Below are 12139 nucleotides of genomic sequence, written 5' to 3' on the forward strand. Positions count from 1 at the left end.
TGAAGTGAATTTTTCGCATAGTCTCTTTTACATTTAAAAAATGCTTTTTACTTCATGTGAATTGTGTTTTCACGTATGTATAATCTATAAATATTATTCCATCCTAAGTAAAAAGGAGTGGAAGATGTGAAAAAAATTGCGTTATTAGGCATACTTTTCGTTGTAATCTGTGCACCAACGAGTTCTGCATTTACCAGTCAAGAAATACAGCGCGGTGCATTTGGGGATGATGTCATTGAATTGCAGGCAAGATTGCAATATATCGGCTTTTACCATGGTCAACTGGATGGTAAGTTTGGCTATGGTACGTATTGGGCATTGCGTAATTTCCAGGAGCGGTACGGTTTGCCGATTGATGGCATTGCAGGAAAGGCAACAAAGGATAAGCTTGTAAATAATTCAGATTATGATGAGGCCTATGTAAAAAAGCAAATTAATGCTGGGAACCGCTTTACGTATTATGGTGGCATCCCTCTTGATCAGCAAGTTAAGGATGGCGGTGGTTCAAATTCAAATTCAACCTCATCCATGCAGCTACCACCTGGCTATACGGAGCAAGATTTGCAAATATTAGCGAACGCAGTATATGGCGAGGCACGTGGTGAGCCATATGAGGGACAAGTTGCGGTAGCTGCCGTTATTTTAAATCGCTTAGAGTCGCCCGAATTTCCAGATACGATTTCTGAAATTATTTTTCAACCGTTAGCATTTACAGCGGTCGCCGATGGACAGATATGGCTCACACCTAATGAACGGGCTAAACAAGCGGTATTGGATGCGATTAATGGCTGGGATCCATCGGAAAATGCGCTGTATTATTTCAATCCAAAAACCGCGACGAGTAAATGGATTTGGACTAGACAACAAATAAAACAAATAGGCGAGCACATCTTTTGTGTGTAGCTAGGTGATCATATGAAAAATTTAACGTACTTATTAGGGTTATTTGTCATTATTCTAGCCTTCGTAGCAGTGGATTTTTACAATCAAAATAAACAGTTAGAGCGCGCCGTATATGCGACACAATCGCGTGATTTTTCGGCAGCTACGGAAAAGTTATCGCATCTTCATACGGCTGTTGAGCAATCACTATTGTTTCAAGATGAAAAAGCATTAGCGACTGAGCTTGACTCTATTTGGCGAATGAGCAGTGATCTTCGAAAATCAGTTGCGAACTTGCCCTTACAACCCGATGTTCAAAACGAATGGATGCGTTATTTAGGGAAAATAGGAGATAGTGCTAAGCAAGCGTCAAATCAAGGCAATTATGAGGAATGGCAACAAAAAATGACGAATGTGGCGACGAATTTGCATGCATTTGCAGAGGAATGGAATATTGCGACTGTTGCCTTTTATAATAATGATGGTGATTTACAACAATGGACGAAAAACCAAAGCCTCGCGCTAGCGGACTCGCCATTTGTTAATGTTTCTAAGCAGCTAAAGTCCTATAATGAAACGGATTTTCCGCTTACCGCGAGTGAATCGGATTATGAAAAAAAGCGAGACCTCAAACATTTGAAGGATCAAAATATTACAAAGGATCAAGCCATCGAAGTATTTAAAAAATATTTCCCACATATTGATGATGCGATTGTTACCATTTCGAAAAGCAAGGACGATGCACCTTATCCGTTCTATCATATCCAATTTGTACGTGGCTCACGGATTGGCTATGCAGATATTACAGAAAAGGGTGGGCATTTATTATCCTTTTTAATGGAACGCCCTGTTATGAAAAATCCAAAATCACATGAGGAAATTATTGATGCCGCGAAAAAATTCATGAAGCATGTTGGCTATGAAGATGTCACGTTAAGTGAGTCTCGTGAAAATCATGAAGCCTGGCATTTTGTCTTTACACGTACGCTAGAAGATGGTTCGCTTGTCTATCCAGATAGTATTCAAGTAAAGGTTGCCAAAGATACAGGTGAAATATTCGGTGTCAATGCAATGGAATATATTCAGGAGGAAAAGATTCCATCTCAAGGAGAAGTACCAATTCAATGGGATGCCTTCTTTGCGGATAATGTTATCGTTGAAGAAACGAAGAAGATTTATACAGCCAATGCAACTTTGGATCTTCGCAAAGGCTATGAAGTCATTGCACGCTTGAAAAATGCGCAAAATGACACCTATCGAATGGTCATCGATACCGAAACCCATGAAGTCATCAAAATAGAAAAAGTCCATTAAGAAAGTTGAGAAAACCACTTACAATCTATGGCGAAAATCCTAATCCCATGAGATAATAGTATTCATTATGGAATGGGCAGGGAGAGGCAAATGGAACTGAAAATTGGTACTCAACTTACATTAGAACCAACATACACAGAGCGTAATGAAAAATTTCGTTGTCGCGTTGTGGAAACAAAAGACAATATTATTTATATTGATTATCCAATTAATGTTGAAACAAAAAAAACAGCTTTCTTAATTGACGGCGCACAATTTCGGGCTATTTTTAATACGGAATCAAAAGAAAGTTATACGTTTAATACGGAAGTTTTAGGGCGCAAGGCGGGCAATGTGCATATGATTATGCTAGCGTGCCCTCCAAAAGAGGATTTTCTTAAAATTCAACGCCGTGAATATGTCCGTGTGGAGACACCGGTTGATATCGCGCTTCTATTTGATGGGCATAAGTATCAATTAGTAGCGGAAGATATTAGTGCTGGTGGTGTAGCAGTTCATATTAAAACACCTGTTGAATTTAAAGATGGTGATGAAGTTCAGGTATTGGTCGTGCTGCCATTTACAAATGGAGAAATTCGCTATGTTGAAACGGAGGCAGTCATTGTTCGAATTTTTGAACGTGACGGAGTACAAATAGCATCTATCCGTTTTACCGATACCGATGAAGTAGATCAGCAGCATATTGTGCGTTTCTGTTTTGAACGCCAAGTATTAATTCGTAAAAAAGAGTTAAACGAACTGTAAATTAGTTAAAAGCGCACTTTGAAATCATTTTTCAAAGTGCGTTTTTTTACGAATTCGAACGTAAAAAGCGAATATCTATTTCCTGTTATGTTACAATATCAACTGAAAGTAGGGATTAATTTATGGCAAAAAAAATTCAAATTGCAATTGATGGTCCAGCAGGGGCAGGGAAAAGCACAATCGCAAAAATCGTAGCGGAAGCACTTCAATTTACCTATATTGACACAGGTGCAATGTATCGCGCGGTAACGTATAAAGCATTGAACGAAAACATACAATTACATGACGCTAAGGCAATCGAAACAATGCTCAAACATACTACGATTGCATTACAGCCTTCAGAGCAAGGACAATTAGTTTTTGTAGATGGAAAAGATGTATCACAGGAGATTCGCTCAAATGAGGTGACGGCTAATGTTTCGGAAGTGGCAGCACATGCGAATATCCGTGAAATTTTAGTTGCGATGCAGCAAAAATTAGCAGCGAATGGCGGTGTTGTCATGGATGGTCGAGATATTGCAACACATGTATTAAAAGAGGCAGAGCTTAAAATTTTCATGTCAGCTACTGTGGAAGAACGTGCACGTCGTCGCTATCTAGACAATGAGCGTCGTGGAATTGAGTCGACCATTGAGTCATTACAGCAGGAAATCGCATTGCGCGATAAGCTAGATAGCGAACGGGAGGCTTCTCCGTTAATCCAAGCTGAAGATGCGTTATTTTTAGATACAACGCATTTAACGATCGATGAAGCCGCACAAGAAATTTTAAAGTTAGCACAAGCGAAAATGTAAAAATTTTCGTGTAAAACAAATGTAGAAGCATGAAATTTCTGAAAATAAAGGGATATTTTTTGTTTTTGTAGAACTTTTCGAATAAAATAAAAAGTGGAATATGCGAAGGAGGGTTACATATGTCTGAGGAAATGAATTTAGGGTCAAACCAGCAGTTTCAAGAAGGAGATATTGTAAAAGGTGTTGCTGAGCAGGTAGATGAAAAATCTGTAACAGTTTCAATTGAGGGAGCACCTTTCGATGGGATTATACCAATTAGCGAACTTTCAAGCTTACACATTGAAAAGGCTTCTGATTTAATTTCAGTTGGCGATCAGCTGGAATTAATGATTACAAAAGTGGAAGAAGAAAATTTTGTGTTATCAAAGCGTAAGGTCGACGCAATTCAAGCGTGGGATCAGCTAGAAGTGAAGTTTCAATCTGGTGAAGTTTTCGATGCAGAAGTAAAAGATGTTGTAAAAGGCGGGCTTGTTGTAGATTTAGGCGTGCGCGGCTTCGTTCCAGCTTCACTTGTTGAAGATTATTTTGTTGAAAACTTTGATGATTACAAAGGAAAGACATTAAGCTTTAAAATTACAGAATTAGATAAAGAGAAAGGTCGTTTAATTTTATCGCATCGTGCGGTTGTAGAGGCTCAAAAGGCTTCAAAAAAACAGCAAGTCATTGATACGATTAAAGAAGGCGACATTTTAGAAGGTACTGTTCAACGCCTGGCGAACTTTGGTGCGTTTATCGATTTAGGTGGTGTGGATGGCTTAGTCCATATTTCGCAAGTGGCACATGAGCATGTCGATAATGTAGCTGCTGTACTTTCAGAAGGGCAAGCGGTAAAAGTAAAGGTACTATCAGTGGACCCTGCTAATGAGCGTATTTCGCTGTCGATTAAAGACACATTACCAGGGCCATGGACAGATATCGAATATAAGGCTGCAAAGGGCTCAGTAATTTCAGGGACGGTGAAGCGCTTAGTGACATTTGGTGCATTTGTAGAAGTATTCCCAGGTGTGGAAGGTCTTGTACACATTTCGCAAATAGCGCATAAGCATATTAATACACCGCATGAAGCTTTAAAAGAGGGCCAAGAGGTTGAAGTAAAAGTGCTGGAAGTGAACGAAGCAGAGAAACGCTTAGCATTAAGCATTAAAGCGCTGCAAGATGCATCAGAAAGCGAAGAGGACTTCGACTACGAGCTACCAGAAGAAAACACAGGCTTCTCGTTTAGCGATGTCATTGGCGATCAATTAAAGGGTTTTAAATAAAGAATAAAAGAAACAAATAACGATACAACCTTTCTCATGTTTTGAGGGAGGTTGTATTTTTTATGGACAACAACATTTTGCTGCAAAACAGAATACATTTCGAATAGTATGAAAAAATGATATAATAGATGAATTCGTGTATAATACGTAAAGACAAGAGTTTGGAAGGATGAAGTACAGATGACAAAACCAGTAATCGCCATCGTAGGACGTCCGAACGTAGGGAAGTCGACAATTTTTAACCGAATCGTTGGCGAGCGTGTATCCATCGTGGAAGATATTCCAGGTGTAACACGTGACCGTATTTATAGTTCGGCTGATTGGCTAGCACATGAATTCAACATTATTGATACAGGCGGAATTGAAATTGGGGACGAGCCGTTTTTAGAGCAAATTCGTCAACAAGCAGAAATCGCGATTGAAGAAGCAGACGTTATTATTTTCATGACAAATGGTCGCGAAGGCGTAACCGCTGCAGATGAGCAAGTAGCAAAAATTTTATATAAAACAAAAAAACCGATTGTCTTAGGAGTCAATAAAATCGATAACCCAGATATGCGTCATATGATTTATGATTTCTATTCATTAGGTTTTGGTGAGCCTTGGCCGATTTCAGGTTCACACGGCTTAGGTTTAGGGGATTTATTGGACGAATGTGCGAAACACTTCCCACAGCCAGATGAAGAACAATATGGGGATGATACGATTAAATTTTCATTAATTGGTCGACCGAATGTTGGGAAATCTTCATTAGTAAATGCCTTTTTAGGTCAAGAGCGCGTTATTGTAAGTGATATTCAAGGGACAACTCGTGACGCGATTGACTCACCGTATTCATTTGAAGGACAGGATTATGTCATCATTGATACTGCGGGTATGCGTAAAAAAGGAAAAGTATACGAATCGACTGAAAAGTATTCTGTTTTACGCGCATTACGTGCGATCGAACGCTCAGACGTTGTGTTAGTTGTTCTGAATGCCGATGAAGGGATTCAAGAACAAGACAAAAAAATCGCTGGTTACGCGCATGAAGCAGGTAAAGCAGTCATTATCGTAGTGAATAAATGGGATGCAATCGAAAAAGATGAGAAAACGATGAATTTCTATACAGAACAAATTCGGGAGCATTTCTTATTCTTAGATTACGCACCAATTGTATTCGTATCCGCGAAAACAAAACAGCGTGTACGCAATATTTTACCAATCATTAAACGTGTGAGTGAAAACCACGCAATGCGTATTCAATCATCCATCTTAAATGAAGTGATTGAGGACTCCGTTGCACGTAACCCTGCGCCAACAGACAAAGGCAAGCGTTTACGTATTTACTATGCAACACAAGTGGCGATTAAACCACCAACATTTGTTGTCTTCGTAAATGAACCAGAAATGATGCACTTCTCTTATGAACGCTTCTTAGAAAATCGAATCCGTGAAACTTTCGACTTCGAAGGAACACCAATTCGTTTAATTACACGTGCACGCGACTAGCTTTTTTCTTTTTTCAGCCTTCATCTTAAATTAGAGAAGGATGAAAACTAAGTGTAAGTCCAAAAATTTGGACAAGAGTTCGTTGAGGCAAAATGAAAGAATAGCGCTAGTTTATGCAAATGAACTAGCGTATTTGTTTTACAGAATTTGACTTAAAGGAAACGGTGGAACTAAAACTTTGAGTGAAATTGGGGGTTTTATAATGGAAAATGTAGTAGTTTTAGGGGCAGGCTCTTGGGGAACTGCATTGGCAATTGTGTTAGCCGAAAATGGTCATAATACGTTGATTTGGTCGCATCGTGAGGAGCAGGCAAACGAAATTAATACAATGCATACAAATAAAAAATATTTGCCCAATACCGTATTGCCAGAATCATTGCGGGCTACAAGCGATTTACAGGTGGCGGCTCAACATGGCTCGACAATTGTCATGGCTGTACCTACTAAGGGGATTCGTGAAGTTTGTGTGAATATTTCGCGCTATTTGGAGCAATCAGCGCTATTTGTACATGTATCAAAAGGTATCGAACCTGATACACTTATGCGCATTTCAGAATTAATGGAACAAAGCTTAGCGGCACATGCTGTCAGTGATATTGTCGTATTATCAGGGCCATCTCATGCAGAAGAGGTTGTATTGCAGCATCCAACGACGGTAACCGCGGCATGCACTAATTTAGCTGCTGCCGAAAAAGTACAGGATTTGTTTATGAACCATTATTTCCGTGTCTATACCAATGATGATGTTGTTGGCGTGGAGATTGGTGGCGCACTAAAAAATGTCATTGCATTAGCTGCAGGTATGACAGACGGCTTGAACTTTGGTGACAATGCAAAGGCGGCATTAATTACACGTGGCTTGGCGGAAATTACTCGTCTTGGCGTCAAAATGGGCGGGAATCCGTTTACATTTGCAGGGCTGACAGGTATGGGGGACTTAATCGTTACTTGTACAAGCGTGCACTCACGTAACTGGCGTGCAGGCAATATGCTCGGAAAAGGCATGAAGCTTGACCAAGTGCTTGAAGAAATGGGCATGGTGGTCGAAGGGGTACGCACGACAAAAGCCGCGCATCAATTAGCGTTGAAATATGAGGTGTCAATGCCGATTACCTCTGCGCTGTATGATGTATTATTTAATGATATGGAGCCAAAAGTACTGGTTGCTTCGTTAATGCATCGTACGAAAAAAAGAGAAATTGATGAAATGAGCTAATGAAAAATAGCTTGTAAGTAAAGTTCGAAATTTTAATAATTTGTCACAAATCAGGAGGTAACAATCGGTGCCTCCTGTATTTTTTTGCCTAAAAAGGCTATAATTATTTGCGGGATAGACATGAATTTAATAGAAAGGCGGTTTTAATATTGCAACACCTTATGCAATTCAACCCATCGACATTGATCTTCGCCTCTGCGCGCGGTCCGTTAGCTAGCATGCATGCACTGGATGTTATGTGGGTTTCGTTTTATTCAATTGGCTTATTGCTTGTTTCGTTATTAATCATCTCGGCCGTTCGTAAATGGGTACATAATGCTTTTTTATCTTTTCTTTTGAAATTAGTGGCGTATGTTCTATTTTTCATCGGAACATTATTAATGGTGCTCGTCATATTAACATGGCCAAACTAATGAAAGAGGGATACATATGAAAAAGTTTATGAAGTGGTTTGCTGTTTTATCGTTTGTCTTTGTCATGTTAGCGGGTTGTGGCTCAGCGACGAATTTTGATCAATCGAGCTTACGTCCAGATGTTGATATGTTAGCTGGCGTACAACGCGCGGTGGAAGAGTATCAAAAAGATACGGGTGTACTGCCTATTAAGACAAAAGATGAAGATACGGATATTTTCATAAAATATTTAATTGATTTTGAAAAACTTGTGCCGAAGTATATTGGTTCTCCTCCTGCCAATTCCTATGAGAAGGGCGGTATTTTCCAATATATGATTTGGGATGCGGAAAATAATCCAACGGTGAAATTAGTCGATTTACGTACACCAGAGCGTATACGTGAGATTAATATTCGTTTTAATGCATCTCAGTATCCACAGTTTAAAGATAAAGTACAAGAACATGTGTACACAATCAACTTTAAAAATATTGGCTATAAGGAAGACATAACAGTAAATAGTCCTTATTCCAATAATCAACTGCCCTTCATTGTAACTGCTGAAGGGGATATCTATGTAGACTATTCAATGGATTTATATAATTATATGAAAGATCAAAATATTACTGCACAACCGGGTGATGACATTCGTGAGCTATTAGTAGATAATTTCCCAGTAGTGCCTGCCTATTCATTACCATATACAGTGGATGAAAATAATGAACCCGTTATTGTCTATGATCCACTCAAAAAATAATTTTTTAAAATCTCGCGCTGTACGTGCGGGATTTTTTTCATAGGATGGTTATTTAATTCATATGGTGTTAGTGAGCATTTTTGCAGTTTTTGATTTCGCTTAAAGAGGAGGCAATGTGATTAGCGAACAAATTTTTCAACAGTTGGCACAGCGTACAAACGGTGATTTGTATATTGGGGTAGTGGGACCTGTTCGAGTAGGAAAATCGACATTTGTGAAAAAGGTAATGGAAAATGTTATTTTACCGAATATTGATAATGCGGAAGACCGAATGCGCGCAATGGATGAATTACCTCAAAGTTCGCCAGGACCTGTTATAATGACGTCCGAGCCGAAATTTGTCCCTGCACAGGGGACGACGGTTTCATTTGGTCAAAGTGGCATCCCGATGCGTGTACGACTTGTAGATTGTGTAGGCTATGTAATTGACGGTGCAAAAGGTTATGAAGATGAGTCTGGCCCTAAATATGTCCAAACACCATGGCATAATGAGGCGATTGCATTTCAAGAGGCGGCCAAAATTGGCACCGATAAAGTCATTCGAGATCATGCGAATATCGGTATTGTTATTACGGCGGACGGCACAGTCAATGGCATGAGTCGTGGGGCTGCTCAAAAGGCAGAGCAAGAAATTATCGAGCAGCTAACTGATATTGGCAAGCCGTTTGTTATTGTTTTAAATAGTACAACGCCAAATAGTATGGAAGCACAAACGATCCGTAAGCAACTAGCAGAGACTTATGAAGTGCCGGTCATTGCGACATCGATTACGAATATGCAACTAGAGGATATTATGTATGTCCTGCAAGAAGCCTTATTTGAATTTCCAGTTAATGAAATTCGAGTGGAAAAGCCAGATTGGTTAGATGTACTAGGGCATGATCACGAACTGAATGAAACACTTTCCTTTGCAAGCACGCAGCTGCAAGATGATTTTATGAAGATTCGTGACGTGGAAGAAGCGAGTGCGATTTTACAGCAAATTGATTTTGTTGAAAATTGCACAGTAGAATCAATTGACCCAGGTTTAGGGGTTGCGACGCTGCGTGTAACGCTCTACAACGATATTTATAAGGAAGTATGTAAAAAATGGCTTGAAAAACCAGTAGATTCAAAAAAGGATTGGCTCTTATTTATTAAAGAAGCATCTGAGGCAAAAAGTGCGCAGCAACGTTTTCGTAATGCTATTGAAGAGGCTAAAGGTAGTGGCTACGGTGTGACATTACCGATGATGGACGAATTTGAACCGAGTGAGCCAGAATTGATTTCTCAAAATAATTTTTATGGGGTGCGCATGAAAGCTGTTGCGCCATCTTATCACATTATTCGAATTGATATGGAGGCGGAGTTTGCACCATTAATTGGCTCAGAATTCCATAGCCAGCATTTGCTGAAGGATCTGCAGCATGCCTATTCCTATGACCGCAATGCACTTTGGCAAACGCAATTATTTGGAACGCCATTACATGAGGTACTGACAGAAAGCATTCGCTATAAGATGAAGGGCGTGCCAGAACATGCAAAAGATCGTATGCGTTTAATGTTGGAACGAATGATTAATGAAGGTGAACGTGGCTTGATTACGTTTATCATCTAATAATGAGGGAATGAAAAGAATAGTAATACCTGTGCAGGATAGCTCACTTTCTAGGTGATTTGTCCTGTAATTTCTGTTTTTTTGTAAAAAAAGTTAAATTATCAGTGAAACATGGATGAATTCAGTTGCGTAGCGGTTTTCAGTGTGTTACTCTTTTTACAGGATTTGATTCATGACCCTTTGAGAGGAGGTGAATGGTGTGAATAAAACAGAATTAGTAAACTCTGTTGCTGAAGCGGCAGGTCTTTCTAAAAAAGACGCTTCTAAAGCAGTTGAATCTGTATTTGATGCAATTCAAGATGCTCTTGCAAAGGGTGACAAAGTACAATTAATCGGTTTTGGTAACTTCGAAGTACGTGAACGTGCGGCTCGTAAAGGTCGTAACCCACAAACAGGTAAAGAAATCGAAATCGCTGCTTCAAAAGTACCTGCTTTCAAGCCAGGTAAAGCACTTAAAGACGCTGTAAAATAATTTTAGCTCTTGAGTTACATAGAGTAGTCTTCAGTTTAGCTGAGGACTACTCTTTTTTATTACAGAAATACCTGGAGATTGCTGTTAATTAGTCGCTCGATTTTACACGAAAAGCTTTTTTCTGCAAGAACTATAATAAAAATAGAAGAACTGTTTTGAACTTAAGCGCCAGATGTGCTACGATTCAAGGGTATGTTTTAAGTTAACTAGTAAATAATCACGAAAAAGAAATGTCAATTTTCGTATTCAATAATACATAATACGTTTTGGTTTGTAGGAGGAACTTTTTTCATGGCAAATGTCGATTTAAAGAAGATTGAAGAAGCGGTAAAAATGATTTTAGAAGCAGTTGGTGAAGATGTTGATCGTGAAGGGTTACTTGATACGCCAAAACGAGTTTCAAAAATGTATGCAGAGATGTTCAGTGGTTTGAACGAAGACCCGAGAGAGTTTTTTAGCACGGTATTTCATGAAGACCACGAAGAGTTTGTATTAGTAAAAGATATCGCCTTTCATTCAATGTGCGAGCATCATTTAGTCCCGTTTTACGGAAAAGCCCATGTGGCCTATATTCCTAAAGATGGCAAAGTGGCGGGCTTAAGTAAGCTTGGTCGCTGCGTAGAGTCTGTTGCGCGCCGCCCTCAATTGCAGGAACGTATTACGTCTACTGTAGCGGATACGATCATGGAGATGCTTGATCCTAAAGGGGTATATGTTGTCGTAGAAGCAGAGCATATGTGCATGACGATGCGTGGATTAAAAAAGCCAGGTGCCAAAACAGTAACAGCGGTTGCGCGCGGTGTCTATGAAACGGACGATGTAAAACGCAATGAAGTGATGACGTTTATTCAAATGAAATAAATATATATGGTATGATTAGAAAAACACATTTCGTACAAAATAGTGCAAAATGAAGTCAATTCTTAAGTGGATTCATGGAAAGTTAATATTTTTCTATCCACAAAAAGAGAATTTAACATGTGGGGAGAACGAAATAATGGCACAACCAGATTATATTATTATCGAAGCTGAAGAAGATGGCGTACATGTAATTGGTTTAACTCGTGGCACGGATACTAAGTTTCACCATTCTGAAAAATTAGACGCAGGTGAAGTGATGATTGCGCAATTTACTGAGCATACGTCAGCAATGAAAATCCGCGGAAAAGCAACTATTCATTCAGCACATGGTGTCGTACAAAGTAAAAAATAATCAAATAC

The 12139-nt window shown here is 39.3% G+C and carries 13 protein-coding genes; all 13 read left to right on the plus strand.

Annotation, left to right across the window (positions count from 1 at the left end):
* Positions 1-126 precede the first annotated feature (126 nt).
* The 13 genes from sleB to mtrB all read left to right on the plus strand — a co-directional run bounded on the left by sleB (position 127) and on the right by mtrB (position 12131).
* Entirely contained in the window at positions 127-903 is a 777-nt protein-coding gene (gene sleB, locus MKX47_RS06190; RefSeq protein WP_340772222.1) for a spore cortex-lytic enzyme, read from the plus strand.
* Positions 904-915: 12 nt separating this feature from the next.
* Positions 916-2196: a PepSY1/2 domain-containing protein gene (locus MKX47_RS06195; protein WP_340772224.1), complete on the plus strand. Its 1281-nt coding sequence runs from the start codon at positions 916-918 to the stop codon at positions 2194-2196.
* Between the two features lie 90 nt (positions 2197-2286).
* The gene (locus tag MKX47_RS06200; RefSeq protein ID WP_340772226.1) at positions 2287-2940 is read left to right on the plus strand and encodes a flagellar brake protein; all 654 of its coding nucleotides are present in this window, start codon (positions 2287-2289) and stop codon (positions 2938-2940) included.
* Between the two features lie 122 nt (positions 2941-3062).
* Complete coding sequence (cmk, locus tag MKX47_RS06205; RefSeq protein ID WP_340772228.1) at positions 3063-3734, plus strand: (d)CMP kinase; 672 nt, start codon at positions 3063-3065, stop codon at positions 3732-3734.
* Between the two features lie 119 nt (positions 3735-3853).
* On the plus strand, positions 3854-4993 hold the full coding sequence (gene rpsA, locus MKX47_RS06210; RefSeq protein WP_340772230.1) for a 30S ribosomal protein S1: 1140 nt from the start codon (positions 3854-3856) through the stop codon (positions 4991-4993).
* 180 nt (positions 4994-5173) lie between these two features.
* Positions 5174-6484: a ribosome biogenesis GTPase Der gene (der, locus tag MKX47_RS06215; RefSeq protein WP_340772232.1), complete on the plus strand. Its 1311-nt coding sequence runs from the start codon at positions 5174-5176 to the stop codon at positions 6482-6484.
* A 202-nt stretch (positions 6485-6686) separates the two neighbouring features.
* Positions 6687-7700, plus strand: coding sequence for an NAD(P)H-dependent glycerol-3-phosphate dehydrogenase (locus MKX47_RS06220; RefSeq protein ID WP_340772234.1), 1014 nt, complete (start codon positions 6687-6689; stop codon positions 7698-7700).
* Positions 7701-7849: 149 nt separating this feature from the next.
* On the plus strand, positions 7850-8113 hold the full coding sequence (locus tag MKX47_RS06225; RefSeq protein ID WP_340772235.1) for a DUF2768 domain-containing protein: 264 nt from the start codon (positions 7850-7852) through the stop codon (positions 8111-8113).
* Between the two features lie 16 nt (positions 8114-8129).
* A complete protein-coding gene (locus MKX47_RS06230) occupies positions 8130-8849 on the plus strand; it encodes a hypothetical protein (RefSeq protein WP_340772236.1) in 720 nt (239 codons plus the stop codon).
* Positions 8850-8964: 115 nt separating this feature from the next.
* Positions 8965-10446 carry a stage IV sporulation protein A gene (spoIVA, locus tag MKX47_RS06235; RefSeq protein WP_340772237.1) on the plus strand — a complete coding sequence of 494 codons (1482 nt, stop codon included), beginning with the start codon at positions 8965-8967 and terminating at the stop codon, positions 10444-10446.
* A 199-nt stretch (positions 10447-10645) separates the two neighbouring features.
* Positions 10646-10918, plus strand: a complete 273-nt coding sequence (locus tag MKX47_RS06240; protein ID WP_340772238.1) for an HU family DNA-binding protein — start codon at positions 10646-10648, stop codon at positions 10916-10918.
* A 291-nt stretch (positions 10919-11209) separates the two neighbouring features.
* Positions 11210-11779, plus strand: a complete 570-nt coding sequence (folE, locus tag MKX47_RS06245; protein WP_340772239.1) for a GTP cyclohydrolase I FolE — start codon at positions 11210-11212, stop codon at positions 11777-11779.
* 136 nt (positions 11780-11915) lie between these two features.
* Positions 11916-12131 (plus strand): trp RNA-binding attenuation protein MtrB, encoded by a 216-nt coding sequence (gene mtrB / locus MKX47_RS06250; protein ID WP_340772240.1) that lies wholly within the window; start codon positions 11916-11918, stop codon positions 12129-12131.
* Positions 12132-12139 lie beyond the last annotated feature (8 nt).

The sequence above is a fragment of the Solibacillus sp. FSL R7-0668 genome (assembly GCF_038006205.1).
Taxonomy (GTDB): Bacteria; Bacillota; Bacilli; order Bacillales_A; family Planococcaceae; genus Solibacillus.

Excerpts from the sequence above, each read along its gene's own strand:
- folE (WP_340772239.1), top strand. The coding sequence starts at position 11,210 with ATGGCAAATGTCGATTTAAAGAAGATTGAAGAAGCGGTAAAAATGATT.
- MKX47_RS06195 (WP_340772224.1), top strand. The coding sequence starts at position 916 with ATGAAAAATTTAACGTACTTATTAGGGTTATTTGTCATTATTCTAGCC.
- MKX47_RS06200 (WP_340772226.1), top strand. The coding sequence starts at position 2,287 with ATGGAACTGAAAATTGGTACTCAACTTACATTAGAACCAACATACACA.
- rpsA (WP_340772230.1), top strand. The coding sequence starts at position 3,854 with ATGTCTGAGGAAATGAATTTAGGGTCAAACCAGCAGTTTCAAGAAGGA.
- MKX47_RS06220 (WP_340772234.1), top strand. The coding sequence starts at position 6,687 with ATGGAAAATGTAGTAGTTTTAGGGGCAGGCTCTTGGGGAACTGCATTG.
- MKX47_RS06230 (WP_340772236.1), top strand. The coding sequence starts at position 8,130 with ATGAAAAAGTTTATGAAGTGGTTTGCTGTTTTATCGTTTGTCTTTGTC.
- der (WP_340772232.1), top strand. The coding sequence starts at position 5,174 with ATGACAAAACCAGTAATCGCCATCGTAGGACGTCCGAACGTAGGGAAG.
- mtrB (WP_340772240.1), top strand. The coding sequence starts at position 11,916 with ATGGCACAACCAGATTATATTATTATCGAAGCTGAAGAAGATGGCGTA.
- cmk (WP_340772228.1), top strand. The coding sequence starts at position 3,063 with ATGGCAAAAAAAATTCAAATTGCAATTGATGGTCCAGCAGGGGCAGGG.